Raw genomic sequence first — 26,545 nt, forward strand, 5'->3', positions numbered from 1 at the left:
ATTATCCATTTGCAGCAAGGTGAGGAAGTGGAGGACATTGTGGTTCGCTATCTGAATCGCCTTTCAGATTATCTTTTTATGCTCTGCCGCGCCATGACTTACGAGCTGGAAATTGAGGAAGTTACGTGGAAACCGAGGGTTGCTCCAAAAATTTAATTGTTATACTAAATATCTGTTGATTATTGATTTATTTTTTTAAATTGTGGATGTAAGGAAGAAGCAAAAACATCCTTAAAAACGATATCCGCAATTTAAAATTCAGGCAATCATGACAGCCGACACGTTGCAAATAGAGGTTCAGCAAACAACAAATTCACGTTTGCAAGAGGTTGATTTCAATAACCTCGTTTTTGGCCGGAACATCTCCGACCACATGTTTATCGCCGAATATCGCCAAGGCCAATGGCAAGACCTCCGCATCGTCCCGTATGGTGACCTTTCGCTAAGCCCTGCTACTGCCGCACTACATTATGGCCAGGCTATTTTTGAGGGCATGAAAGCCTATAAAAGCGCAGAAGGTGAAGTGCTTCTTTGCGCTATCGACAACTGGAAACGACTGAATAAATCGGCTGAACGTCTTTGCATGCTGACAATCCGGAAGAAGTCTTCATGACCGGGCTTACAGAATTGCTTCGTCAGGATGCTGACTGGGTGCCTTCACAAGAGGGTTGCTCGCTATACATTCGCCCATATATGTTCGCAACAGACCCATATATTGGCGTAAAACCATCTGATTCATATTACTTTATCATATTCACAAGCCCGGTTGGCACTTACTATGCGAAACCGCCGCGCGTGAAAAGTAGAAACACATTTCATCCGTGCTGCCGAAGGTGGCGTGGGTGCAACGAAATGTGCCGGGAACTATGCCGGTTCGCTTTATCCTGGAAAATCGGCTCAGCAAAGAAGGTTATGATCAATTGATCTGGACTGATGCACGTGAGCATGCTTACATCGAAGAATCCGGGAACGATGAACATCACGTTTATCCTCGACGGTAAACTTGTAACGCCATACGTTTCTGAAACGACATTGGACGGCATTACCCGCAAAAGTATTGTTGCCATTGCACAACATTGGGGAATTCCGGTGGAATGAACGCAGAGTAAGTGTTAAAGAAATTATTGATGGATTGAAAGACGGAAGTCTGGAAGCTGCATTTGGCGCTGGAACGGCTGTTGTAATCTCTCCATTTGCTTCTATCGCTTATGAAGGAGTTGATTATCAGCTTCCTGAGTATCGAAGATAGATTCGTTTGTAAACAAAGTAAAAACATATTTGACAGACTTGCGCACAGGCAAAGTTGAAGATACATTCGGCTGGATGCTGAAAGGCTCTAAAATTTAGAGTCAAGAAGTTCAAAGTAAAAAGTTCAGAGTAAAGGTCTAACCGACTTTAAACTCTGAACTTTTTACTTTTCAACTCAATCAAATAAATGTTCTGGTTCCTGAGGTAACTGTCCCTGAATTCTTTCGGTGCGTGCAGCCGTTTTTGTTCTTGAAGATCCGGTTGAAATAGGATAGATTATTAAACCCGCATTTGTAAGCGATTTCCGAAATTGTGTTGGTTGTGTTGATCAGCGAGCGTGACGCGTGTCCCAGTCTTATTTCATTCAGAGTTCCGATAAAAAACGTCTTCCCAGTCCGTTTTTTAATAAACCGGCTGAACGAGACTTCTGACATGCCGGCTAATTTCGAAATGCATTCCAAATTGACCTCCTTGTCATAATTGTCCCGCATATGCGCAAACACTTTTTCAATGCGGCGGCTATTGTAATTGACATTTTCACCATTAAAAGTGCGATCAGCAACAAAATCGCATGTTCCTCGAAACCGACAAATCATGCAAGATCGACATGAGTTCCAATATCGAGTCAAAACCACTTTTTTCAACAAGTGCCGTCAACCTCGGCGTAATGCGCTCGATGGTTTCTTTTGAGAAGGAAATCCCTTTCGCAGATTTTTCCAGCAACGACCTGACAAAAAATAACTGATTGCGTTTCAGAAATTTATCATCGTAAAAAGTATCCGGCGGAACTGAACCGTTATTTCCCGCAACTCCTCCGGCCCTCCCTCTTGATATTTGTAAGCATTGTTAAGCCATCCATGCGGCAAATTGTTGGCCAGCCAAAACCAGCTCTGCATCGTCAATCACCTCAGTATGGTCTCCTACAATCCGTTTTACGCCTTTTCCAGACAGCACAAGATTTAATTCAAATTCATCATGACTGTGCAAAGGAAAGTCAAAAACGGTTTTTTTTCTGGCAAAAATGGTAAAGCAATCGTACTGAGTCAGGGGAGTTATTTCGCGGTAAATTTCACTCATATGTTTGTCAACTTTGTTTGATGTGTGATATATGACCCTTTGATGTCCGAAGTTGTATCATACCAAAATAATAAAATCGGGGCGCAATATTTCATCTAATCATGATAAAATATTTACTTTCCGTGTTTTGTAACCACCTTATTACAACATGTTTATCGATTAAGCACTTCGCATTAGTATGAAAAATTCTAATGATTGATGAAATAGTACTATACACCACGCTGCTCGGATGAATAAGTTTGTGACAAGAAAGAGACCGCGTGCATGTTGGAATCTCGTCCATTGGTATTTAAATTCACCAGTATGAATTTACGGACGCCTAATTCCTTGCATGAGAATAAAACCAGTTGATTTTCTTATCATAGTCGCTTACCTGGTGCTCGTTACTATCATCGGGATTATAATGGAAAAGCAGGCCCAGCAGAGTAAAAATAATTACATGCTCGGCGGGAGATCAATGCCATTCTGGATGCTTGGCGTGTCCAACGCGTCGGGATGTTTGCCGACATTTCGGGCACAGTCTGGATGGTTTCGATCACTGTTCATTTATGGCGTAAAAAGCATTTGGCTGCCGTGGCTCCTGGCCGGTTTTTAACCAGATTTTCATGATGGTCTATCTGTCCATCTGGTTGCGTAGGTCCAATGTTTCGACAGGTGCCTGAATGGATGCTGACGCGCTTTGGCAATAATAAAGACGCGCTGCCGTCGCACAAAGATCATCATTGCTTTTGCCCTGCTGAGCTGCCTGAGTTTTCATGGCTTACGGATTTATTGGTTTGGGCAAATTCATTGAGATATTTATTCCGTGGCATTTTGCTCCAGCCTTATGTGCCATTTAGTGTTCCGCAAGGATATGCAGCGCATGTTTATGGCGTCATTTTTACATTATTCACTGTTCTTTACTCCTTGCTAGGTGGCATGAAAAGCATTGTTTGGGCAGATCCTGATCCATTATGGGATCATGGTTTTTGTGTCGGTTGTGATCGCGGTAATTGCGATACAGGCGCTTCACAATGCCGGCTCATTGCCCGTTCCTTTGGGTTGGAATAATCTGTTTTTTGGTAAAGAAACTCAACCTTGACTGGACCGCCCATATTCCAGAAGTGAATGACAAAATCAAAGCGAATGGCTTCTCCCCTTTCGGCTATTTTTTCGCATTAATGACCGCAAAAGGAATTCTGGCGAGCCTTGCAGGTCCGGTGCCAAACTACGACATGCAAAAAATTCTTTCAGCAAAGTCACCGCGCGAGGCCGCACTAATGAGCATGGTTGTCAATGTCGTTTTATTGCCAACACGTTACTTGCTGATTATCGGCGTCACCATTCTCGGTTTGCTGTTTTATAAAGAACTGAACATTTCAATTGCTGATAAAAAGGACTTTGAAAGGATTTTGCCTGCTGTGCTGAATGCATATGTGCCTCCTGGCTTGCTAGGGCTGGTTTTGGTTGGGTTAATGGGTGCGTTTATGGGCACATTTGCTGGCACATTCAATGCGGCGCAAGCATATCTGGTCAATGATATTTATATCAAATCCTTCAACCCGAAGGCCACCAACAAGCAAATTTCCCGCATGAATTATCTGCTGGGAATGGCCGTCGTAACCATTAGTATTTACTTGGTTTTCTGGCCAAAGATGTGAATAGCGTTCTCCAATGGATGGTTTCAGCATTATTTGGCGGCTATATTGCTTCCAATGTGCTCAAATGGCATTGGTGGCGGTTTAATAGCAGCGGTTTTTTCTGGGGAATGCTGTCTGGGATCGTCTGCGCGCTCATTGCGCCTTATATTTTTACAGGAACCGTCCCGCTCTTCTATTTCCCAGTAATCCTGCTGATTTCCTCAATCGGGGCCATTGCAGGTTCCTTACTGAACGCCTCCAACCGATTTTGAAACACTAAAAGCATTTTATAAAAATGTAAGGCCCTGGGGTTTTTGGGCTCCCGTGCTGGCTGCTGTCCAAGGCGAAGACCCATTGTTTGTTCCAAATCGCAATTTTCGCTGGGATATGTTCAATGTTGTTGTCGGCATCACCGCCCAGACTTCCATCACCGCATTGCCCGTATTTATGATCTTGCTTATGCCAATCCAAACAGGAATTGCAGCCGCAGCCCTGGCCGTGTGCGTCTTGATTCTCTGGAAAACCTGGTATAAAAAATTGCCCGTAAACTGACTGATATCGATAATTTTTCCGCTATGACTATTTTCGAGAAACGTTTGGAACAGATAAAATCTGATCAGGAGAAGTTATATGCGCAATCCAATCCAATGATCGAGTCAGGAAACGGCATTTTTGAGCGTTACCAATTTCCGGTACTTACGGCGGCGCATGTGCCTTTGTTTTGGGAATATGACCTGAATCCTGGCACAAATCCTTTTTTCATGAAACGGTTTGGGATTAATTCAACTTTCAATGCAGGCGCAATCAAGTTAAACGGGAAGTATCTCATTATGCCGCGGGTCGAAAGCACGGATCGAAAATCGTTTTTTGCAATCGCCGAAAGCACAAACGGCATTGACAATTTCAGGTTTTGGGATCATCCCGTGCATATTCCCGAAACGAGCGAACCCGATGGAAACATTTATGACATGCGCCTGACACAGCACGAGGACGGCTGGATTTACGGCCTTTTCTGCACCGAACGCAAGGATCCGCATGCAAAACCAGGCGACGAATCAGCCGCCATTGCACAATGCGGGATCGTTCGCACGCAGGATTTAAAACATTGGGAACGTCTTCCTGATCTTAAAACCAAGTCGCCGCAGCAACGAAACGTCGTGCTTCATCCGGAGTTTGTTCATGGAAAATACGCCTTTTACACACGCCCGCAAGATGGTTTCATAGAAGCAGGCACGGGCGGAGGCATCGCAATCGGATTTTCCAATTGCATTGAGGACGCCGTAATTGACACGGAAACCATTGTTGATGGCAAGCATTATCACACCATTTCGGAGCTCAAAAACGGGCAGGGACCGGCGCCTTTGAAAACATCGGAGGGCTGGCTTCATCTGGCGCATGGCGTAAGGCACACCGCGGCCGGCCTGCGCTATGTCCTTTATATGCTCCTGACAGATCTTGAAAACCCTGGAAAGGTCACGCACAAGCCCGCAGGCTATTTTTTGGAACCGCAAGACGACGAACGGATAGGTGACGTTTCCAATGTAGTTTTCTGCAACGGCTGGATCATGGATGACGACGGCAAGGTGTTCATCTATTATGCCGCATCCGATTCGCGCCTGCACGTGGCGACTTCTTCCATTACGCGTCTTTTGGATTACGTCCTACACACGCCGCCGGACGGTTTCAGCGCAGCAGCAACACGCAAAACGCTGGAAAATCTGATTAATAAGAACTTGGAATATCTTGCCAAAGCTCCTGTATTAACATGATACAAAAATTCTGCGTATATAGATTAGCGGCACACATTATGGTTAAAATTATGCAGTGATAAATCCTCAATCCGACGTTTACGTACACAGCTTCTGACAGTGAACAAGTTATAACCACTTTTACACTTATAATTCAATCCTGCAAGCGTTATAAATGTGTTATTTTTAGATAAAAAATCACTATACGCATATGCTTTCGCAAGTGGTATATTTGAACCGCATTTATTGCGACTCCAATTACGGACGATTTAAACAATTATTACCCAAAGAAAAGCGTATGAAAAAACATGTACTGAACATTGTGTTGGTACTGCTCTCCATGCTCGCCCTCAACGGCTATGCGCAGGAAATGACAGTATCCGGGAAAGTGAATGATGCATCGGGCGGAGAAATTGCCGGTGTTAACGTAGTGGTAAAGGGCACAACCCGCGGAACCACAACCAATGATAAAGGAGAATATACCATCTCAGTCGAAAAAGGAAAAACTCTGACATTCAGCTACATCGGCTACGTTTCGAAAGAAATGGTTGTCAATGCTAGTGTGCTCAATGTAAATCTTGCTGCGGAGGCAACTGCTTTGAACGAAGTGGTGGTTACGGCCTTGGGTATCAGCCGAGATAAGCGTGCATTAGCCTATTCTATCACAGAAGTAAGCGGAAATAACCTGACTTCGGCACGTGAGGCCAACCTGGGTAACGCACTTGCCGGACGTGTCGCGGGTGTGAACGTAAGCAAAATCGCAACGGGTCCCGCCGGTTCTTCGAGGGTAATTATTCGTGGAAATAAGTCATTGCAAGGCAATAACCAACCTTTATATGTGATCGATGGTATTCCGATGGACAACAACAACTTCGGACAAGCTGGTCTTTGGGGCGGCTCGGATGAAGGCGATGGCCTTTCCAGCATCAACCCGGATGACATTGAATCAATTACTGTTTTGAAAGGTGCGAATGCGGCTGCACTTTACGGCTCACGGGCTGCAAATGGCGTTATCAATGTCGTTACCAAGCGCGGGACGAAGAGAAAAGGAGTAGGCATTGAATTCGGTTCGAATTATGTATTTGAAAAATTAAATGACCTTTCTGATCTTCAAAAAACCTACGGAACAGGTTCTTATGTAGAGCGCGTTGCAACCAAACCTGCTAACCAAAACCAGGCTTACGAATGGGGAGATGACTCGTGGGGGCCTAAATTTGACAACAGTCAGGTGGTTGGATTTGACGGCAAGATGCGCCCATATGCACATGCAGGCGATAATTTTTCTAGATATCTTAAAACAGGCCATGCTTTTACAAATAACCTTGCATTCTCAGGCGGTAACGAAACGCAGAATTTCCGTGCGTCCGTGACGAATTTGAAAAGCACTTCTATCATTCCAAATTCAGGATTTGACAGATTAAACCTTTCGTTGTCAACCAATGCGAAATTCGGTAAAAGGCTGACATTGGATGCGAAAGTGCTTTATTCAGAAGAAAAGGCAAAAAACCGTCCTAATGTCTCCGACTCACCGGGTAATGCAATCCAGGCGATCTGGAGAATTCCAGGCGATCAGAATGTGCTGGATTATTATGGCGATCCAAACAAGCCAGGCGCCATTCCGGCAGGAACGGACGAAGCAAGCCTGAGCCTTTGGGGCAAAAAAGTGGGTGAAGAATTCCAGCAAGCCAACAACAACTGGGGCCAAAACCCATACTGGACTGCTTATCAATTTATCAAGTCCGATCAGAAAAACAGGATTATCACATCAGGGCAGTTGAAATATCAATTGACAGACTGGTTGTTCGTTCAAGGCCGTGTGGGAATGGACAAATACTCACGCCGCGCAGAAGGTTTGACGCCAGAAGGAACTGGTTATCAGCGCGGTGGCGCAAGAAACCTTGGTAACTGGGATGTGCAGGAAATCAATGCAGAATACACCATTGGCGTAACCAAAGAATTCGGCAAATTCGGCATCACGGCTTTCGGAGGCGGGAACAGAATGCGCAGGAAATATGAATACACCAACATGTATGGCAACGGATTCAATGTTGCGTTCTTCCCGGCATTAAACAATCTGAAAGGCAAAACATGGGATTACACGCCGGAAGAATCAGGCATTAACTCGCTTTTAGGATCAGCGGAAGTTTCTTATAACGGTTTCCTTTTCTTGACTGCGACTGCCAGAAATGACTGGTTCTCAGTGCTTAATCCTGAAACAAACAGCATTCTTTATCCATCCATCGGAAGCAGCTTCGTATTTTCTGACGCCATTAAAGGACTGCCGACATGGTTATCTTATGGTAAGATCCGGGCATCGTGGGCACAAGTTGGTAACGTGACAATCGGGCCATATGCGACGAATTTGACTTACTCATTGAACGGAAATCCACATTTGGGTTATCCAATGGCATCTTTCTCCTCGGCAATGGGCAACGGCGGGAACATTCCAAACTCTATGTTGAAACCGCTTACGGTTACAGAAACAGAGATCGGGATCGACTTCCGCTTGTTCAACAACAAAATCGGTGTTGACTTTACTTATTACGATCAGCAAACGACAGACGATATTCTGAATGCGACCATTTCGAGAGGTTCCGGATTCGGCAGCACATCGGTTAACCTGGGCAAGCTGCAAAACAGAGGAATTGAGCTGTTACTGACCGCAACGCCGCTTAAATCGAGCAGTGTGACGTGGGACGTAACATTGAACCTGGCCAGAAACTCCAACAAAGTGAAATCACTGATCGATGGTGTGGATGAGCTGGTTATGGACGAGCCGCGAACCAGAAATGCTTATATCAAAAACATCGTTGGACAGCCTTTTGGAATGATTACAGGCCGCGTTCAAAAATTATCACCAGACGGACAACCTGTGTTTTACAGTGACGGCCGCCCGGTTGGTTCGGCTGGATATGAGGTGATCGGAAACGGCATCGCGAAGTTGACAGGAGGTTTAACCAACGCATTCAACTACAAAGGAATTGATCTTTCATTCCTGATGGACTTCAAAGTAGGCGGCGACATTCTTTCGGGAACAAACATGAGACTTGATCAATGGGGCGTAAGCAAAAGATCATTGCAAGGCCGCGAAGGCGAAGCTCCTCTGACAGTGACAGGTGTAACCCAGGAAGGAACTGATTACAAACCATTTACAAAAACCCTTACGCCGCAGGAAGCTTATAATTACTGGGGATCTGTGGGCGGTGAAGCGGATGCAGTAACGCCAATGTATCTGTACGACGCTTCATTCCTGAAATTGAGACAGCTGACATTGGGCTATTCTTTCCCTAAAAAATTGTTGGAAAAAACCCCTTTGCAAAACCTGACGCTTTCTTTCGTGGGTCGTAACCTGGCTATCCTGTTCAAAAACATTGATAATGTGGACCCAGAATCGACTTACTCTAATGGAAACTCACAAGGTTTTGACTATTTCGGATTTCCTTCGACACGCAGTTACGGTTTCAATTTGAGAGCATCATTTTAATTACTGAAAAATGAAAAATTTGAAAAAATATATAAAATACGGCTTGGCAGTGGTTTTGGTGACGGGTTGCGATACAAAGCAATTGCACGACCTTAACATTAACCCGCAGGCATTGAATGAGGTGGATCTGAACTTCATTTTCACTTCTACGGAGCTTGCAATTGCTTCAAACGGCACGACGGGCGATAACCGTTACATTGACTGGCGGACAAACATCGGCATGTGCGCTTATGCGATCCAGCATCTGGCCAATTCGGGCGGTGGAATTGCTCCCGGCGACAAATATCAAAGCAATGCAGAAACCAATGCGGCGCCATTTGAATTCACTTATAATGATCAGTTGAAAAACGTAGCCGAGATCCTGAAACAGTCGGGGCCGGGTGGATTTGCGGATGGCAAATACAAAAATATGCGTCAGGCAGCCCGTATAATTCGTGCATTCAGCTTCGCCAGATTGACAGATTTTTACGGTAACATTCCTTATTCAGAGGCTAATCAAGGCATTGAAGGGATATTTTTCCCAAAATATGATACGCAGGATGTTGTATATGCCGACTTGCTAAAAGAGCTTGACGAAGCAACCACAGCATTAAGCGCTTCAAATCCGGACGAAGGTTTCAAAGCCGCGGATTTCATTTATGATGGTGACATTACTAAATGGAAAAAATGGGGTTACTCGCTCATGTTGCGTCTTGCCATGCGTATTTCTAACGTTGACGCAGCGAAAGCGGCGACTTATGTGACGAAAGCGGCAGCAGGCGGTGTGTTTGCAAGCAATGCTGACAATGTTTGGGTAAAAATGTCTGACGGACCCAACGAGTGGACAAACCAAAATGGTATTTCAAGAGCATTCGATCCGGGCGATGGCGGCCAGCCAACTTACCTGAGCGCAACCCTTGTTAACTGGCTAAAAGGCACAAACCAAGCCGTTGCAACGGACGACGATCCGCGCTTGATGATCATCAGCGGTGGCATTAACGGAACAATTGTTGATCCTTTGAAACAAAAAGGAATGCCTAACGGATATGATCAGGCAATGCTTGACAAACTGGAAGGAAAGCAAGTGGATGTGGCTAAAACCTATTCGAGAATCAACACAAAAATGCTCCAAGATTCTGATCCTTATCAGATTATGAACTATGGAGAAGTTGAGTTTCTGCTTGCAGAAGCAATCGAGCGCAAGATTGGAACCGGAATTTCGGGGACGGCAAAGTCACATTATGACGCGGGTGTGAAGGCATCCATGCAGATGTACACGCCATATGACGCGACCCTGACTGTTCCTGATGCGGCGGTTACGAAATATCTGACCACTTATCCTTACGGCGTTGCAAAACCTGCATTGGAAATGATTGGAGAGCAACTGTGGGCTAATAAATTCTTCAACTGGTGGGAAGCATGGTCGGACTGGAGAAGAACTGGATTTCCTAAATTGACCCCAACCAACTATCCTGGAAACGTTACAGGCGGCACAATTCCAGTAAGACTTCGTTACCCGACGAACGAAGTGGCCGGAAACCCGAATTATCAAACTGGCGCAACGTTACCCGACGATTTCACAACCAAAGTTTGGTGGGACAAATAGTATAAATTAGTAGATATAATTCAAAAGGTGTCCTGAATATTTTGGGGCATCTTTTTGTTTTTTATCCTAATTTTGAAACCATCACTGATTTTACCAACATCACGTTTATGATTCAATCTTTCACCGCGACAGCCGATAAGGATGTTGTTTTTGCAAAAGTGCAGCAGTTTATCGACGAGCAGGGTTTCACCGTCGTAAGTAAAGATCACTCGCGGCCCTGGGGTGGTTTTTTTGTTTTGGAAGAAACAGAAGCTCCAAAATTCATATCGACGTTTTTCCCGCATTTGTCTCTTGAAGATTTTGCTGGCTACGAAAAGCTAAGCCCAAAAATATTGGTCGTAGCGCCAAACAAGCGTCTTTCATGGCAATATCACCATCGCCGTGCCGAAATCTGGAAAGTAATTGGTGGCAATGCTGGCATTGTGATCAGCGATACGGATGAAGAAGCGCCCTTGCGCCAATTGCCGATCGGAACAGTTGTGGAACTCCAAAAAGGAGAGCGTCACCGTTTGGTAGGCGTTGATGAATGGGGTTTCGTTGCAGAAATCTGGAAACACACAGATGCCGCAAATCCATCCGACGAAGATGATATCGTTCGCGTTCAGGATGATTTCGGTAGATAATCGAGAGAATGTTCCCGTCTGTTTAAACAGACGGAAATTACAAAACAATTTACATTGATCCATTTAGAATATTAGACCATGAAATTCGGGAAAGTTGATAATCCAGAAAACATTGATTTTACATTGCCCGATGACGCTGCTGCCAATAAGCAATTGTTGAATGGAGCCAAGAAAGGCAAACCGAATGTTTACATTGGTTGTGCTAAATGGAACAAGGCCGATCTCAAAACTTTTTATCCGAAAGGAACAAAAGATGAGCTCGGTTACTATGCAACGCAGTTCAACAGCATTGAGCTGAATGCCACTTTTTACAATAATTTCCCTATTGAAACCATAGAAAGCTGGTATAATAAAACACCAGCCGAATTCCGGTTTTTTCCAAAATTACACCAGGGAATCAGTCATTGGAAGCGCTTAAAAGAAGCGAAAGAAACGACCGACACTTATCTGGACGGAATCGCGCATTTGCAAGAAAAACTCGGCATGTTATTTCTGCAAATGCCCGATAATTTTGGCCCGAAAAACTGGGATGCATTGAAAGCGTTCCTGGAAGAATGGCCATCCGGATTCCCACTCGCCCTTGAATTACGCCATACGGGCTGGTATGATGGATCATTTGACAATGAACAACTATATGCTGTTTTAGAAAAAAACAACATCACGCACATTGTCACGGATTCTGCCGGAAGACGCGATTTGCTGCATATGCGCCTGACAACGCCCACTGCATTTGTACGCTATAATGGCGCAAATGTAGATTCTGATTATACGCGGCTGGATGACTGGTTTGAAAGATTGAAATTGTGGATGGATGAAGGAATTGAAAACATCTACTTTTTCGTGCACCAGAATCATGAAGAAGCTTCACCGCTTTTGTCTGCTTATTTGATACAGAAATTTAATGATGAACTGGGAATGGAATTGAAAGTTCCGGCGCATCCAACGCCGTTGCCCGTTAAGAGCTAGGGAGATGCGGCGCTAGGGCCAACGTGGACGTTTGCCCTAACCTGCTTTTTACAGATTGAATGCTTTGCCTTGTTCAGGAAAGATGAGGTTTACTTTCAGTTTGTTCTCCGTTGCGAGTTCTGATTTGATTTTTGCTTCGCTGTCACCAGTTGGCTTCATGTGCGTTACAACCACATTCATTCCTGCTAAGTCCCCTCCGCAAGCGCCGCCAGCACATTCAACTCTTTCATAAACCATTTCGGCGTTAAATGTCCGTACAGCTTTTTATCAGGCTGTTCGTTGGAATAAGAAATTTCCAGAAAAATCCCTTTAAGGCGTTTGGCAGAAACAAGCGGCGCGACGGCTTTCCAAACAAGTTGCATTTTATCCGATCTTTAACCTCGTCAGGACCGTGTCGCCGAAATAAAGAACGTAATCCTCACCTTTTTTCAAAAGAAATGCAGTGCTTTCATAGGGATTGGAATGACTTAATTTGAACGCCGTTACCGACATTTCGGTCTGCGCAATTTCGGTGGGAGCGCCTTCGGACAACACCTGATAAGTATACTTTTTCAAAGCCGGACTATTGCCCTCGCTGCCCAGATTCGGCCAGCTTTGCCAGTTGAAATAATGATTTTTCAATGTTTCAATGCAATGTTGAGAAGCATAAATGCGCTTAGCCGTGTCGTCCACAGCATTGATGATCATCCCCGAAACGTGGTCCAGATGCGGATGCGAAATCAGATAAGCCTTAATGTAATGTTTCAACACAGAATCCGGCGATGTATTGAAGGCATGATTGGCAACTGCCTGTTTGATGCCATTGCTGATTGTCCCGCATCCAGACATACATACGCATTGGAATTCGCAGGTGCGATCATATAGGCGGACAAATTTCCGTCATCCCCGCCACCTTTTACACCCAATGGCACAACGCGAAAACCGTTTTGAGCCGAACAAATATTTACATTAAAGATTAAGGCAAGAAATAAAGCGATTCGCATGATTTTAGTAATGGAGTTGAGCAGCATCCGTCTACAAATAATAGCAAATGAAGTCAATTACGTTAATTTTTCCGCATCAGTTGTTTCAGGATCACCCGGCTGTCGCGGCAGAAAGGGATGTGTTTTTGGTTGAAGAACACCTTTATTTTAACCAACTTTCATTTCACAAACACAAATTATTCTTCCATCGGGCGTCAATGCTTGAATACAAAAAGCATTTGGAAAACCTGCAAATCAATGTGCATTACATCGAAGCACAGGAAGCGCATGCAGATGTGAGAAAGCTCGTCACAGTGTTAAAAAATAAAGGTGTCGAAGAAATCTGCTATGCGGACGTGACGGATAACTGGCTTCAAAAAAGATTGGCAAGCGCTGCCAAAAAGCATCAAATTACACTTACGCAATTTGAAACGCCCATGTTCCTGAATTCGAAAGAGGATTTGGAAATGTATTTCATGAATAAGAAAAGATATTTCCAGGCCGACTTTTACACCGTTCAGCGTAAGAAAAACAACATACTTTTAGATGAAGATGGCGAGCCAGAGGGAGGAGAATGGAGTTTTGACACAGAGAACCGGCTTAAATTTCCGAAAAAGCAGACGCCGCCTGAAATAAGATTTCCGGATACAAACGAAAGTTACAGCAATGCTAAAATGTATGTGGAGCAGCATTATGCCAACAATTACGGCCAGATTCCGGAGACGATCAGGTTTCCGATAAATGCGAAGGAAAGTGAAGTTTGGCTGAATCGGTTTTTGCAGGAGCGTTTTGAATCATTTGGCAAATATGAAGATGCAATCGTCACTTCTCAGCACTTTTTGCATCATAGCGTGCTCACCCCAATGTTAAATACGGGCCTCTTAACGCCCAAAAAAGTCATTGATCAGACATTGGCTTATGCAAAAAAACACGACACCCCGCTTAACTCCGTCGAGGGATTTGTACGACAAGTGATTGGCTGGCGTGAATTCATTCACGGCGTTTACGAATTCAAAGGAAGCCGCGAGCGAACACGGAATTACTGGGGATTTACGCGCAAGATTCCCGAATCGTTCTGGGACGGAACCACTGGGATTGACCCTGTTGACAATGTCATTAAAAAAGTGCTTGACATTGGCTATTGCCATCACATTGAGCGCCTTATGGTGATGGGAAACTTCATGTTACTCTGCGAATTCGATCCGGACGACGTGTATCGTTGGTTCATGGAGCTTTTTATTGATGCGTATGATTGGGTGATGGTGCCGAATGTATATGGAATGAGCCAGTTTGCCGACGGCGGTCTCATGGCCACCAAACCGTACATTAGCGGCAGCAATTATCTGATGAAAATGAGTGATTTTACGAAAGGGGAATGGCAGCCGATCTGGGATGGACTTTTCTGGCGGTTTATGGATAAGCAAAGGAAGTTTTTTCTGAAAAATCCCAGGATCGGCATGTTAATCCGGACATTTGACAATATGGATGAGGCCAAACAGCAATCACATTTGAAGGTTGCGAACGATTTTTTGAAGAAATTAGATGCGCAATCACAAAACCACCCTTCATGATCCGAACGAACAGTGAAAATCCAGATTTCAAGGCATTAACAGACAAGCTGGACGATGAGCTTTGCCTCCTTTACAACACAAAAAAAGAAGATTACGAAGAATATAACCGCATTACCAACTTACCGACGGTAATTATTGCGTATGCCAACGACATTGCAATCGGGTGCGGCTGCTTCAAAATTTATGATCAAAAAACGATTGAATTAAAACGCATGTTCGTTGATCCGGCTTTCAGAGGAAAGGGCATTGCGTCCGCTATGGTTAAGGAATTGGAAGTGTGGGCGAAAGAATTGGGTTTCGAAGAAGCAGTTTTGGAAACTGGCAACAAACAACCCGAAGCCATCCAAATGTATAAGAAACTGGGCTATTCAATTGCTGAAAAACCCGATCAGGTTCAGGAGATCGGGCATAGCGTCTTTATGAAAAAGCGATTGTCTTAAATGTGTTGGAGAATAAAGTCGGCGGGAATATTAAGCTCATTATAGACCGCTTTGATAAATGGGACGTCAGGCCTTTGCTTTCCGTTCATGATAAGAGAAAGCTTTGCATTGCTTACCCCTAATTTTTCCGCCAAATCCTTTTGTCTCAATTTCAGTTCATACATCCGCAATTCAATCATCCCTTGAAAAGTCTTGGGCGGCTCAATATAATAATGCTCTTTTTCAAAAGCCTGCGCCGCCAGAGCCATTGTGCGAAGCTTTTCTGACTCTTCCTTCGTAATGTTCGCTTCGCCCTTGTTCATGATGTCCAGTATTTCTTCCATAATACTGTCATATTGGCGCTCACTTTTTATCGCTTCAAATTCCATATTATTTTCTTTTGAATTTAATAAGTGATGCATCGATCAGGTCATATTCAGCATGCGTACCAATGAAGAGGACGTAAATTGTCCCGACAACTGAGTCGACAGAATTGAACGCCCGCTTAACTTCATGAAAATGTGCCCAGTTCGATTTCGATACAGTTTTGAACCAAACTGTCAATGCTTCAACGGAATCCTGGTGCTTTTCTCCAAATTCTCTTATAGCTTTATAGCTGATAACGACCATTATGTTGTATAGTGTGTTGGAATTCAAAATTATGGAAAAATTAGTTTTATCAAAATTATTTTAGATTTTCTAAACATCATCCTCCTTGACTTCACTTTCCTCAGCCCCATTTCCTCAAAAACTCGCCTACTCCCTCCTAGCCGTAGGCCTTATCATGCTGGCTGTTTTTCTAGGGCAGGATATATTGGTTCCGCTGGCGATGGCGGGATTAATTGCCGTTTTGCTCCGGCCTGTTGAAGCCTGGTTTCTACGGCTGGGCGTCCCGAAAGTGATTGCGATCACGCTCGCGGTGCTGCTGGCTATAATTCTTGTTTCCGGCGTTGGCGTTTTACTTTCAATGCAGCTTGCTGATTTTTCCGATGAATGGCCGAAGCTCAAACGGAACATTAACGACTTTTACATGGACGCGCGCCGATGGATCAGGAGGGAATATAGCGTCAGTTATCGCAAACAGGCCGAATATCTTAAAAATGCGCAAACCAAAACACTCGAAAATTTCCAAGGCGCCGAAACACTCGGCGTTGTAACCGGACCGTTAGCAACGCTCATCCTGATTCCCATTTACGCATTTTTGCTTTTATATTACCGCACGATGCTGCTGCACTTCATGGTGGTGCTTTTTGCCGAAAAGCATAAGCCGCGCGTTCTCGAAATTTTAGGAGAGATCAAGTCAATCATTCAAAGTTATATGGTCGGGCTGTTGCTGGAAACGGCTGTGGTTGCAGTGCTGAATTCGGTCGGGTTACTTCTGTTGAATGTTCAGTATGCAATGCTTTTGGGCATTATGGCTGCCATTTTGAACCTTGTGCCCTACATTGGCGGCTTGGTTGCAACGGCTCTGGCAGTGATGGTCACATTCATTAGTCACCCGGATGCACATACGCTGCTGGGTGTGGTTGGTGTTTTTATCGCGGTTCAATTCATTGATAATAACCTGCTTGTCCCACTGATTGTAGGTTCAAAAGTTAAAATAAATGCTTTGGTTTCAATTGTCGGCGTGCTTGTGGGCGGCGCGCTGGCGGGTTTGTCCGGAATGTTCCTTTCTATTCCTGCGATTGCGATGATGAAGGTGGTTTTTGACCGGGTTGATGGGCTTCAACCGTGGGGCATTTTACTCGGTGATCAAACGCCCGAGCAGGCAAACAACAATCTTTTCAGATTTGTAAATAAAAAGAAACCGCCTAAAAAAGCAGCAGGCGAAGATCTGTGATCTTCGCCTGGCCTCTTACATTGCAAATTGTTTAGTCTCAACGGTCGCTTTCAAGTCGTGAAGCAGACTGAAAAGGCCAAAGAATGTGCGGTTTATATAAATGAAATGTTTGGAACCGCGGTTCACATTCATTTTCCTCAACTCCTTATCATTCGCATATTTTTCTCCCAAAGCCGCAAGCCTCGCAAAAAATGTTTCATCTGCAAAATCAAAAGTTTCAGACTGAAACGGCTGGGTAAGCAACGACAGGATTTCTTTGAAAAGATTGGAAAAATAAACCGTTTCCTGCGGCGTATCCTTACTTGACAAGATTTCCAATGCCTCCATCCGCGAATAGAAAATCTCAGGATCATTGAGCTTTTCAGTTTCTGCAAGCTCAAAATAAGGCGTGTAAAACGACTCAGGAATCTCCTTAATGCAGCCAAAATCGATGGCGATCAGGTTATCCATATCATCAACAAGGAAGTTTCCCGGATGCGGATCTGCGTGCACTTTGCGCAATTGATGCACCTGGAACATATAAAAATCCCAAAGCGCCTGTCCAAGCTTGTTAGCAACGTGCTGATCCTTGTTCACCTTAGTAAATTCCGAAAGATGCTTTCCTGTCATCCAATCCATTGAAATAACTCTTTCGCAGGAATATTCCGGGTAATAATGCGGAAATCTCAGGTTCGGAATGTGCGCGCAGGCCTGCGCTATTTCAGTGCTTTGCGCAATTTCAAGAATGTAATTCGTTTCCTCGGTCAGCTTGGTTTCAACTTCCTTGAAATATTTATCTGAATCCTTCGACTGAATGTTGAACATGCTCATGGCGATCGGTTTTACCAATGCCAAGTCAGAAGAAATGCTCTCTGCAACACCCGGATACTGAATTTTCACGGCAAGGTCTTTGCCATCTTTCGTAGCCTTATGCACTTGACCGATGCTCGCAGCATTGATTGCATTGGCATCAAATGTGTCGAATATTTCAAGCGGCGATTTGCCAAAATACTTTCTGAAAGTCTTCACAACCAGCGGCGCAGACAATGGCGGCACGGAAAATTGCGACAAAGAAAACTTCTCCACATAGGCTTGCGGCAAGAAATTCTTTTCCATACTCAGCATTTGCGCCAATTTCAAAGCACTGCCTTTCAGGTTTTTAAGTCCGTCGTAAATGTCCTCAGCATTGTTTGTGTTCAAATTATCCCGCGCTGATTCAGGATTGGTGATCTTCTCACCGTAATATTTCAAATAATTACCTCCGATTTTTACACCGGTCGAAATCAATCTGGTTGCACGCTGAATTTTCGAAGTAGGTATGCTGTCTATTGTTTCCATTCCTACCTCAACTTTTCTTTAATGAGAAATTTACCAAAATCAATCACACTTTCAAACGGCGTAATATCGATGAGATCAAACGTAGCGCGAATCGATTTTTCAATGAAAAGGTCTGTTTTTTCAAAACCAATGGATTCGTCTTCCAGCCAGAATTTCAATGTAACCAAAAACTGGATCCACGCCCCTTCTTCCAATGCGTCCTGCTGTGTCTTACGAATGCGCTCGCTTGGTGATTTAAGATAACCTGCGCTTATTTCACCGACAAATGCTTTAAACTGCCTTCTGAAATCCCGCAGCTTCATCATGTTGTTCAGCTGGTTTTTATCATTTTTCAAATCAAAAACCACATAACTACGATTGGCCGTAAGAATCTCAAAATAAGTGTAATAGTAAGTCAGCAGCTTATCCCGGAAGCCTAATGTCGGCATGTCGCCGCTCTGGCTCATCAGGGTTACCGCCAGTTTGTGAAAGCTGACGAAAACGCGTTTTTCAACGGCTTCGATAGAAGAGAAAAACTGGTAAAATTCTTTTTCCGCAATGCCATGATGCTTGCAAAACAAATAAACCGAATCTGGCCTTTTGTTGTTTTCAAGGCAATCATGCATATATAATTCTGTAATCTTATCTGCTGTGAGTTCCTCAGCAGCTGCCGGGAAGTCTCTAACTTTTGCTGCCATTATATTATTGGGTTAACAACGTGACAATACACTCTTATTAAACGAATATTGGCGGGCTTTAGATGTTTCCAAGCCAGCTATTAAGCAACAAAAATACTTGTAGTAAACATTCATTCGAGCCTTGAATATTTTCAGGCGCGGAAGATGTTCAGATTCAAAAAGTCGTTTCTGAACTTCCCTTTCGGATCCAGCGCAACTGCCAGCGCTTTGAATTCCTCCATCTTGACATAACGTTTGGCCAGCAAGTCGGGCGAGACAGAAAATAATTTGCCCCAGTGTGGACGCACATTATAAACAGAAAGCTCTTTTTCAATCACAGGAAGCAGCTTGCTGACAGCCGGCCAATCCTGTTTCCAGGTAAAATGTATCGCAACGGAATCCTGCTTATAACATGGGCTCATCCAAAAATTATCCGCCGCAATAGTCCGGATTTCGGACGTAAGCAAATACGGGCCAACCTGGCTTCCAAGCTTTGAAATAGCCATAATGGCATCCACCGCATGCTGTCTGGGAACAAAAAATTCCGATTGCAGCTCAACGCCGCTGCTCGGTGTAAAACCCATTTTAAAGTGCGGCATCCGGTCATACCAAGGGCCCGCAACGCCCATTTGTTCTGTGCAATTTTCGGCTGAAAGCTCCGGAATCGGATGCAGGTTTTTGGTTGCCAGTTTAGCGCCGAAGAATTCCTTTTCTGCTTTTAAAGGCTTTCCGTTCTCAACTTTCTGCTTCACCCAGACTTCCGTAATGTCATTGCTTTGCCAATTGGTAAAAAGGCTCACGCTGTACCCGCTGGATTCTATTTTGTCAAAATTGTCCTTTAATTGGTCTAGCGGCAGGTTTTCATAAACAAACTGCCCCATCATGAAAGTCGGCTCCACGTCCAGCGTAACTTTTGTAACAACACCCAATGCACCCAAATTGACCACCGCTGCATTGAATTTCTCCCCATCATTTTTCTTGCTCAACTGCAACACTTCACCATTGGCCGTAACGATTTCCATCGCCGAGACAGCCGTCGCAAGATTGCCGTTTTTGTCGCCCGAGCCATGAGTTGCCGTTGCGCATGCGCCAGCAACAGAAATGTGCGGCAAGGAAGCAAGGTTCGGGAGCGCAAAGCCTTTTTCATGCAAATAGGGACTCAGCTGGCCATATTTCAGCCCAGAATTGACAGTAACCGTCTTATTTTGCTCATCCAGCAGGATCTGTTCGTCTGCATTTACCAAAGAAATAAATTGGTCTTTCGTATCGGCAATGTTGTTGAAGCAATGTCGTGTGCCCAGAACTTTGAGCTTATCATATTTCTTGACAATGTCTTTTACCTGCTGCAAAGTTTTCGCCTGATCCAACTTTTCAGTGCTGTATTCGAGGTTACCCGCCCAGTTTTTGAGCTTTTCGCTTGGCGATCCGCCGGTTGCCCAGCCGCTCAGTGGCGACAATAATGGTGCTGTCATTAAAGCTGATGATAGTTTGATAAAAGTTCGCTTATTCATATTCGGGCGGGAAAAGTGACGGATCACAAGTATGATTTTATCCCAAATTAATTGAATATTTCAGTATTTCAACCGCCTCTCGGATTTCACTTTCGTCCAGATTCCCAAAACCCAGGCGCATGGCGCTGAGCTGCCCTGTTTGGAAAAGTAATGTTTGCGGCAAATGCAGATTTTGTTTCAAACAGGCTTTGCTAACACGCATTAAATTAATGTCTTTCCGCCATTCCGTCCAGATCGCTAACCCGCCCGGCGGTGATTTAAATTCCAGGAAATCATTGAAATCCGAGCGCAGTAAATCATCCAGTAAGTCGCGGCGCTGGTGATAAACCTTCTGCGCCTTTTTGATATGCCGCTGAATTTCACCTTCATCCAATAACTCACCCAGCGCCTGCTCCATCATTAAATCGCCTTGCCTATCAATAATTCTGCGGAATTTGCCCAGTTCCGTGATCAGATTTTGAGGCGCTACAATGTAACCGGACCTCAAACCAGGCGCGAGCGCTTTGCAGAAAGAACCAATGTAAACCACCATTCCTGCGCCATCCGCACTTGCCAGCGGCAAAACAGGACTGCTATTGTAGTGAAAATCGTAATCGTGGTCGTCTTCCAGAATAATGAATCCATATTGGATCGAAAGATTGAGCAATTCCATCCGCCGCTCGGCGCTTAATGTCACGGTTGTGGGATAATGGTGATGCGGCGTAATGTACAACATGCGGATCCGCTTCGTTTCACATAATTTCCGGACGGCGTCAACAGAAATCCCCTGTTCATCGACCGGAACAGCAATGATGTTCGCCCCGGCTTGCTGAAAGATCATATTGGCAATGTAATAACTCAGATTACCCACAATCACGCTGTCACCTTTTTTGAGCAGCAGCATTGACGCCAGATAAATGCCCATTTGAATGCCGCGTGTGGTGATAACATTCTCTCTTCCAATGTGTAAGCCCCGCGTATTGTTGAGATAATCCGCTAGTTTGGCGCGAAAAAATGCATTGCCTTCAACATGTGAATAAGTGAGTAATTTGCGGTTATTGGCCCGCCGCAACACGCTGGAATACGCTTTTGCGAGCTTGTCCATGGGCGCGAGGCGGACGTCTGGCAGTCCGTCCGTGAATTCCAATTCAGCCTTGGAAACAGACACCGGCCGGTCAAGCAGCATACTTTCCTCAAATGCAAAGCCGGTTTTCTGAGGATATCTGACCAGATCGGCTGCATTAAATTGGAGCGGATTGCCATTGTTAGCAGGTGATTTTTGTGTTACGAAAGTGCCTTTATTCGGCAACAGCTGAATCCATCCCTGCGCATCGAGCTCATTGTAAGCGGCAACAACGGTCTTCCGGTGAACCGCGAGCGTTTCAGCAAGTGCGCGTGTGCCGGGCAACCGGGCGCCCGTGTAAAGCACGCCGCGCTGGATCGCATTGATCATCTGCCGGGCGATTTGCAGGTAAACCGGCGTTCCATTTTGCCGGTCAAGAGAAATGATGCTTTGAAAGGGAATCTCAACCGGACTACTCATAAACTTAAAACCGGAGTACATTAACAGTCCGGCAAGATACTAAGTTTGAAGAAAAATTAATCTGATTACAAATTCTATCAATGACTTTATCTCTTCTATACTCTGTGATCCGGGCTTTGAAAAGCCCGGCAAATGTTATCTTTTGCGCTTTGAAAAGGCCGGGAAATCTTATCTTGCTGGCTTTATCTACTCCGCTTTTTGCTCAGGAAATTTCTCTTGATCCGGTGACCGTCACTTCTTCATTAATTGAAAAAAGAGCATCTGAAACCGGGCGAAACATTGCTGTGATCAAAGGAGAATATTTTCAAAACCTGCCCGTGCACAGCATTGATGACTTACTTCGCTATGTGCCGGGCGTCGAAATCCAGGCGCGTGGGCCGATGGGCTCGCAAAGCGACATTGTGCTTCGGGGCGGGACATTTCAGCAAGTGCTTGTTATCCTGGACGGTTTGCGCCTTAATGATGCCAATACAGGACATTTCAACAGTTATATTCCCATTGCGCCATCAGAAATTGAGCGCATTGAAGTCTTGAAAGGCGCTTCATCCGCTATTTACGGTTCCGATGCGGTTGGCGGCGTTATTCATGTTATTTCAAAAACTTTTGCTGCAAGATTACAATCTGCGGAAGAAGAAAATGTGCAAAAAACAAGCATTAACGGTGCGCTTACTGCCGGAGAATACGGTCTGAAAAATGGAAATATCGGTGCTTTTGTGCAACGAAATAAGTTGGCCGCTTCCGCTGGTTTCCTCACTAATAATGCGTCTGGCGTCCCGCAGCGTGGCATTAAGGGTTATTTTCACAATAATACAGCATCATTGTCTTTACATTATGCCGTTTCAAAAACCCTAAATGTGTCGTTGCGAAGCGCTTACGATCACCGGGATTTTGCTGCACAGAACTTTTACACCGCATTGAAATCCGACACGGCGAGCGAGAAAGTAAAAACTTCCTGGAACCAGGTGAAAATTGCTTACAAAAAGGAGAAGACGGCGATCACACTGGACGGCGGATATAAATTTGTGCGCGACCAATATCTTTTCAACCCGCATTCCATCGCCAATAGCAGCAAATCGCAACTTTGGCAAGGGTTATTGACCTGGCAACAAACTTTCTCAGCGACGACAAACCTGATTTCCGGACTTAATTATCAAAACCGGAACATTGCTTCCAACGACCGTGGCGATCACTCTTTAAGCCAGCTCGCGCCTTTTATTTCATTGGTTCAAAACATTGGAAATGACTTTACAATTACGCCTTCCGTCCGCCTGGACTGGCGCGAAGACATTGGTTCTGAACTCGTTCCGCAAATCAATTTGTCTTACAAAAAAGAGAACTGGCAAATTCGGGGAAGTGCGGGCAAGACCATTCGCGACGCGGATTTCACCGAACGATTCAATAATTACAATAAAACACTTGTTACCGGTGGAAATGTTGGAAACCCGGCTTTGAAGGCCGAAAAATCATTCAGTTATGAAGCTGGCGCAGATTGGTTCTTGACTAAAAATTCGGCAACCCAGGTTAAAATTTCGGGAACATTTTTCCAAAGACTGCAAGATGATCTGATCGATTACGTTTCAACACCTTATGCACAAATGCCACACAAGGAAAACCTTTCGCCAACGGGCACATTCGGACTTGCGTTAAACATTGCCGAAGTGAACACGACCGGATTTGAGCTTGATTTCCAGACCGCGAACAACATTAGTGACAATCAGAAATTGCTCTTCAATGCCGGGTTAACGTGGCTGGATAGCAAAAGCAGCAACCTGCAACCTTCGTTTTACGTGTCTTCACACGCCAAGTTTTTAGCCAACTTTTCTGCGATTTACAGCGTTTCGGGCTTCTCATTCAGCATTAATGGTTTGTATAAAGAGCGTGCGGAACGTGCTGCTTCTGCCATCGAAGCGAACATTTCAAAAAACTATTTTTTACTCAACGCAAAAGCAGAATATGCTTTCCTTAACCGAATGTTGGGCGTGTTTATCCAAGCCGATAATGCATTCGACGTGCAATACAGCGACCTGCTCGGCTCCAAAATGCCGGGCCGGTGGCTGATGGGTGGTTTGCGATTCAATTTTGTAAAATAACAGCATCTTAATTGCCATTGCACGCGTATATTCGAAAGGCTTTAATCATCATTATGCTTTCGAATATCCACATTTCCTGCATTTGCTTTACCTTATATCTGACCTTCCGAAGCGCTCAGATCTTCGGTCAGCAAACGATCGTTTACGCAAACCGACCGCTTGAAAAAGGGATTGCTTCAAATGCAGGAAATGATGCTAATTTTTCCGTCGGGACGGGATCGCAGCATAAAGCCAGCGATTTTTCAACGCCGGACACAAATAAGATGAACCTTTATTTTTTGAGCGGCCTCGGGGCCGATAAGCGCGTTTTTAGCAAACTGAACATTGACGAGCGCTTTGCAGTGCATTATATTGAATGGATTCAGCCGCAAAAAAAGGAGACGATTTCACATTATGCGAGCAGATTGGTCGCCCAAATTGACACGACACGCCCGTTTCAGTTGGTCGGACTTTCATTTGGCGGCATCATCGCTTCCGAATTGTCAGAAATTGTTCATCCGGAACAGATTGTCATCATTTCAAGCACACCCACGGGCGTTCCGGTTTCTAAATTTTCTCAGGGATTGACCAGATTTTTGCTCCTTAGCCCGTTTGCAGCGCCATTTTTGAAATCTGCCAATTCTATTACTTATAAGTTTTTTGGTGCAGACACACCGGAATTGAAGTCGCTGTTGAAATCAATTTTGCACGACACGGACAGCAAGTTTTTGAAATGGGCACTCGTGAGAATGGGATCGTGGAAACGAAGCGAGAAGCCGAAAAATCTATATCACATTCATGGCACCAACGATAAGCTGATCTCCATGAAACTGGTTAAGCCGGATGTTGCCATTGAAGGTGCCGGACATTTGATGGTTTACGCGCAAGCCAAGCAGATCTCAGATATTTTGAATAAAAAACTGAGCGATTAATCACTAAAACAATGCTTACCAGTTGTTAACAAGCATTATTTTACCAATGTGCGAACTGGTTTCCATCAATGCATGCGCTTGCGCCGCTTCGTGAAGCGGAAATTGACTCGCAATGACCGGTTTGAAATCACCTCTTTCCAGCACCGGCCATACATGATCAAGAATTTCACTGGTAAGCGCAGTTTTGAAATCATTATCGCGGTTCCGCAATGTGCTTCCTGTAATCGTCAGACGCTTTTTCATGATCAACGAAAAATCAGCGCTGTCACTTTCGGGATCCACTTTTCCGCCTTTCATGGTGTTGATAAAAACCAGCCGGCCGTCGTTGCGCAGTAACCGGATATTTTTAGGAATATAATCACCGCCAACCATGTCCAGAATGACGTCTACACCATCTTTTTCTAGTTTTTGCTCAAAATCTTCGGTTTTGTAATTCACACAAATATCGGCGCCCAGCTCGATGCAGGCCTTACATTTATCCTCTGAGCCCGCAGTGGCAAAAACCTTTGCACCAAAGGCCTTAGCAAGCTGAATGGCTGTTATTCCAATGCCGCTCGTTCCGCCGTGGACCAGAAAGTGTTCCCCAGAAACCAGTTTGCCACGTTGAAATGCATTATGCCAAACAGTGAAAATGGTTTCGGGCAAAGACGCCGCCTGAATGAAATCGTATCCGCGCGGAACAGGCAAACAATGCCCCGCCTCGGCCACAACATAGTCTGCATAACCACCGGCCCGCAAGAAGCGCACACACTTTGTCGCCAACCTTGAAATTGCCGACATGATCTCCTGTTTGCTCAACAATGCCTGCAACTTCCAGCCCCGGAATATCCTGCGGAGCCCACGCTGGCGGCGGATAATTTCCTTTGCGCTGAAAAACATCCGGACGATTTACGCCCGCAGCAAACACTTTGATAAGCAATTGGTTACCGGCAGGTTTTGGAACTTCCCGCTCTTGTATTTGAAGCACTTCCGGGCCTCCGGGTTGCGTAATGACAATCGCTTTCATTTTGTAAATTATTAATAAATTTCTTTGCCGAAAGGCGTGAAGGATAAGCTCATAAGCTTGAAATGTTGCTTGGCAAATGGCAGCCCAATGATCGTAATGGCAAGAATTATTCCAAAAACCAGATGTGTGAGTGCAATCCAGATGCCGCCAAGGACAATCCAGAGAATGTTAAAAATCGTTGACAAGCAACCCGTCTGGCCAGGAACCTCTCTGACTTGTTGTCCAAACGGAAACAAGGTCAGCAGCCCGATCTTGAAACATTGAACGCCAAACGGAATGCCCACAATGGTGAGACAAAGCAGAAAACCGGCAACCATATATTCGAGGAAGACCAGAAAACCGCCAAAAATGAGCCAGATGATGTTTCCTATTAAGTTCATGTTGAGATAA

At 44.7% G+C, this 26,545-nt stretch carries 29 protein-coding genes and 2 pseudogenes; 16 read left to right on the top strand and 15 right to left on the bottom strand.

The window, feature by feature from the left end; genetic code table 11:
• Both AC0IYG_RS06925 and AC0IYG_RS06930 read left to right on the top strand, forming a co-directional pair.
• Positions 1-156: pseudogene (locus AC0IYG_RS06925) on the top strand (cob(I)yrinic acid a,c-diamide adenosyltransferase); the annotation flags it as partial.
• 112 nt (positions 157-268) lie between these two features.
• Positions 269-1,347 (top strand): annotated as a pseudogene (locus AC0IYG_RS06930) (branched-chain amino acid aminotransferase).
• A gap of 80 nt (positions 1,348-1,427) precedes the next feature.
• On the opposite strand, the gene AC0IYG_RS06935 reads toward AC0IYG_RS06930, so the two are convergent.
• Positions 1,428-1,844, bottom strand: a complete 417-nt coding sequence (locus AC0IYG_RS06935; protein WP_471710364.1) for a helix-turn-helix domain-containing protein — start codon at positions 1,842-1,844, stop codon at positions 1,428-1,430.
• Positions 1,845-1,855: 11 nt separating this feature from the next.
• Here AC0IYG_RS06935 and AC0IYG_RS06940 point away from each other — a divergent pair, with 11 nt between their 5' ends.
• Positions 1,856-1,993 (top strand): hypothetical protein, encoded by a 138-nt coding sequence (locus AC0IYG_RS06940; RefSeq protein WP_471710366.1) that lies wholly within the window; start codon positions 1,856-1,858, stop codon positions 1,991-1,993.
• A gap of 101 nt (positions 1,994-2,094) precedes the next feature.
• Here AC0IYG_RS06940 and AC0IYG_RS06945 read toward each other — a convergent pair whose 3' ends face one another.
• The gene (locus AC0IYG_RS06945) at positions 2,095-2,325 is read right to left on the bottom strand and encodes a cupin domain-containing protein (protein ID WP_471710367.1); all 231 of its coding nucleotides are present in this window, start codon (positions 2,323-2,325) and stop codon (positions 2,095-2,097) included.
• Positions 2,326-2,938: 613 nt separating this feature from the next.
• Entirely contained in the window at positions 2,939-3,082 is a 144-nt protein-coding gene (locus AC0IYG_RS06950; protein WP_471710368.1) for a hypothetical protein, read from the bottom strand.
• Positions 3,083-3,383: 301 nt separating this feature from the next.
• On the opposite strand from AC0IYG_RS06950, the gene AC0IYG_RS06955 reads away from it, so the two are divergent.
• From AC0IYG_RS06955 to AC0IYG_RS06990, 8 genes are all read left to right on the top strand, one after another.
• On the top strand, positions 3,384-3,965 hold the full coding sequence (locus AC0IYG_RS06955; RefSeq protein ID WP_471710369.1) for a sodium:solute symporter family transporter: 582 nt from the start codon (positions 3,384-3,386) through the stop codon (positions 3,963-3,965).
• Positions 3,962-4,216, top strand: a complete 255-nt coding sequence (locus tag AC0IYG_RS06960) for a hypothetical protein (RefSeq protein WP_471710370.1) — start codon at positions 3,962-3,964, stop codon at positions 4,214-4,216. The genes AC0IYG_RS06955 and AC0IYG_RS06960 overlap by 4 nt, the downstream gene beginning before the upstream one ends.
• A gap of 52 nt (positions 4,217-4,268) precedes the next feature.
• Entirely contained in the window at positions 4,269-4,496 is a 228-nt protein-coding gene (locus AC0IYG_RS06965; protein ID WP_471710371.1) for a hypothetical protein, read from the top strand.
• Between the two features lie 23 nt (positions 4,497-4,519).
• Positions 4,520-5,713: a glycoside hydrolase family 130 protein gene (locus tag AC0IYG_RS06970; RefSeq protein WP_471710372.1), complete on the top strand. Its 1,194-nt coding sequence runs from the start codon at positions 4,520-4,522 to the stop codon at positions 5,711-5,713.
• A 277-nt stretch (positions 5,714-5,990) separates the two neighbouring features.
• Positions 5,991-9,176, top strand: a complete 3,186-nt coding sequence (locus AC0IYG_RS06975; protein WP_471710373.1) for a SusC/RagA family TonB-linked outer membrane protein — start codon at positions 5,991-5,993, stop codon at positions 9,174-9,176.
• A 10-nt stretch (positions 9,177-9,186) separates the two neighbouring features.
• A complete protein-coding gene (locus tag AC0IYG_RS06980) occupies positions 9,187-10,761 on the top strand; it encodes a SusD/RagB family nutrient-binding outer membrane lipoprotein (protein WP_471710375.1) in 1,575 nt (524 codons plus the stop codon).
• Between the two features lie 107 nt (positions 10,762-10,868).
• Positions 10,869-11,384: a cupin domain-containing protein gene (locus AC0IYG_RS06985; protein WP_471710376.1), complete on the top strand. Its 516-nt coding sequence runs from the start codon at positions 10,869-10,871 to the stop codon at positions 11,382-11,384.
• 78 nt (positions 11,385-11,462) lie between these two features.
• Positions 11,463-12,350 (top strand): DUF72 domain-containing protein, encoded by an 888-nt coding sequence (locus AC0IYG_RS06990; RefSeq protein ID WP_471710377.1) that lies wholly within the window; start codon positions 11,463-11,465, stop codon positions 12,348-12,350.
• A gap of 48 nt (positions 12,351-12,398) precedes the next feature.
• Here AC0IYG_RS06990 and AC0IYG_RS06995 read toward each other — a convergent pair whose 3' ends face one another.
• The 3 genes from AC0IYG_RS06995 to AC0IYG_RS07005 are packed head-to-tail and all read right to left on the bottom strand — an operon-like array spanning position 12,399 to position 13,178.
• Positions 12,399-12,530, bottom strand: a complete 132-nt coding sequence (locus AC0IYG_RS06995; protein ID WP_471710379.1) for a hypothetical protein — start codon at positions 12,528-12,530, stop codon at positions 12,399-12,401.
• A 5-nt stretch (positions 12,531-12,535) separates the two neighbouring features.
• Positions 12,536-12,712 (bottom strand): hypothetical protein, encoded by a 177-nt coding sequence (locus AC0IYG_RS07000; protein WP_471710380.1) that lies wholly within the window; start codon positions 12,710-12,712, stop codon positions 12,536-12,538.
• 1 nt (position 12,713) lies between these two features.
• Positions 12,714-13,178 carry an MBL fold metallo-hydrolase gene (locus AC0IYG_RS07005; RefSeq protein ID WP_471710381.1) on the bottom strand — a complete coding sequence of 155 codons (465 nt, stop codon included), beginning with the start codon at positions 13,176-13,178 and terminating at the stop codon, positions 12,714-12,716.
• Positions 13,179-13,380: 202 nt separating this feature from the next.
• Here AC0IYG_RS07005 and AC0IYG_RS07010 point away from each other — a divergent pair, with 202 nt between their 5' ends.
• Entirely contained in the window at positions 13,381-14,883 is a 1,503-nt protein-coding gene (locus AC0IYG_RS07010; protein WP_471710382.1) for a cryptochrome/photolyase family protein, read from the top strand.
• Positions 14,880-15,323, top strand: coding sequence for a GNAT family N-acetyltransferase (locus tag AC0IYG_RS07015; protein WP_471710383.1), 444 nt, complete (start codon positions 14,880-14,882; stop codon positions 15,321-15,323). Before AC0IYG_RS07010 ends, AC0IYG_RS07015 begins: the two co-directional genes overlap by 4 nt.
• Here AC0IYG_RS07015 and AC0IYG_RS07020 read toward each other — a convergent pair.
• Positions 15,320-15,691, bottom strand: a complete 372-nt coding sequence (locus tag AC0IYG_RS07020; RefSeq protein WP_471710384.1) for a helix-turn-helix domain-containing protein — start codon at positions 15,689-15,691, stop codon at positions 15,320-15,322. The genes AC0IYG_RS07015 and AC0IYG_RS07020 overlap by 4 nt on opposite strands.
• Position 15,692: 1 nt before the next feature.
• A complete protein-coding gene (locus tag AC0IYG_RS07025; RefSeq protein ID WP_471710385.1) occupies positions 15,693-15,932 on the bottom strand; it encodes a type II toxin-antitoxin system HigB family toxin in 240 nt (79 codons plus the stop codon).
• 85 nt (positions 15,933-16,017) lie between these two features.
• Here AC0IYG_RS07025 and AC0IYG_RS07030 point away from each other — a divergent pair, with 85 nt between their 5' ends.
• Positions 16,018-17,142, top strand: coding sequence for an AI-2E family transporter (locus AC0IYG_RS07030; RefSeq protein ID WP_471710386.1), 1,125 nt, complete (start codon positions 16,018-16,020; stop codon positions 17,140-17,142).
• A 15-nt stretch (positions 17,143-17,157) separates the two neighbouring features.
• Here the strand turns inward: AC0IYG_RS07030 and AC0IYG_RS07035 are convergent, their stop codons facing one another.
• The 4 genes from AC0IYG_RS07035 to pdxR all read right to left on the bottom strand — a co-directional run bounded on the left by AC0IYG_RS07035 (position 17,158) and on the right by pdxR (position 22,148).
• Positions 17,158-18,459, bottom strand: a complete 1,302-nt coding sequence (locus AC0IYG_RS07035; RefSeq protein WP_471710387.1) for an ABC1 kinase family protein — start codon at positions 18,457-18,459, stop codon at positions 17,158-17,160.
• A gap of 2 nt (positions 18,460-18,461) precedes the next feature.
• Positions 18,462-19,136 carry a TetR family transcriptional regulator C-terminal domain-containing protein gene (locus AC0IYG_RS07040; protein WP_471710388.1) on the bottom strand — a complete coding sequence of 225 codons (675 nt, stop codon included), beginning with the start codon at positions 19,134-19,136 and terminating at the stop codon, positions 18,462-18,464.
• Between the two features lie 131 nt (positions 19,137-19,267).
• Positions 19,268-20,626 carry a D-arabinono-1,4-lactone oxidase gene (locus tag AC0IYG_RS07045; RefSeq protein WP_471710389.1) on the bottom strand — a complete coding sequence of 453 codons (1,359 nt, stop codon included), beginning with the start codon at positions 20,624-20,626 and terminating at the stop codon, positions 19,268-19,270.
• A 37-nt stretch (positions 20,627-20,663) separates the two neighbouring features.
• Positions 20,664-22,148, bottom strand: a complete 1,485-nt coding sequence (gene pdxR / locus AC0IYG_RS07050; protein WP_471710390.1) for a MocR-like pyridoxine biosynthesis transcription factor PdxR — start codon at positions 22,146-22,148, stop codon at positions 20,664-20,666.
• Between the two features lie 173 nt (positions 22,149-22,321).
• Between pdxR and AC0IYG_RS07055 the strand changes: the two genes are divergently transcribed.
• Positions 22,322-24,238 (top strand): TonB-dependent receptor plug domain-containing protein, encoded by a 1,917-nt coding sequence (locus tag AC0IYG_RS07055; protein WP_471710392.1) that lies wholly within the window; start codon positions 22,322-22,324, stop codon positions 24,236-24,238.
• A gap of 53 nt (positions 24,239-24,291) precedes the next feature.
• Positions 24,292-25,149 carry an alpha/beta fold hydrolase gene (locus tag AC0IYG_RS07060; RefSeq protein WP_471710394.1) on the top strand — a complete coding sequence of 286 codons (858 nt, stop codon included), beginning with the start codon at positions 24,292-24,294 and terminating at the stop codon, positions 25,147-25,149.
• A 15-nt stretch (positions 25,150-25,164) separates the two neighbouring features.
• Here the strand turns inward: AC0IYG_RS07060 and AC0IYG_RS07065 are convergent, their stop codons facing one another.
• The 3 genes from AC0IYG_RS07065 to AC0IYG_RS07075 are packed head-to-tail and all read right to left on the bottom strand — an operon-like array spanning position 25,165 to position 26,535.
• Positions 25,165-25,857 (bottom strand): NAD(P)H-quinone oxidoreductase, encoded by a 693-nt coding sequence (locus AC0IYG_RS07065; protein WP_471710395.1) that lies wholly within the window; start codon positions 25,855-25,857, stop codon positions 25,165-25,167.
• Positions 25,763-26,155, bottom strand: a complete 393-nt coding sequence (locus tag AC0IYG_RS07070; RefSeq protein WP_471710396.1) for an alcohol dehydrogenase catalytic domain-containing protein — start codon at positions 26,153-26,155, stop codon at positions 25,763-25,765. Before AC0IYG_RS07070 ends, AC0IYG_RS07065 begins: the two co-directional genes overlap by 95 nt.
• A gap of 11 nt (positions 26,156-26,166) precedes the next feature.
• On the bottom strand, positions 26,167-26,535 hold the full coding sequence (locus tag AC0IYG_RS07075) for a YccF domain-containing protein (RefSeq protein WP_471710398.1): 369 nt from the start codon (positions 26,533-26,535) through the stop codon (positions 26,167-26,169).
• Positions 26,536-26,545 lie beyond the last annotated feature (10 nt).

It is taken from the genome of Dyadobacter sp. AC419, assembly GCF_979253085.1.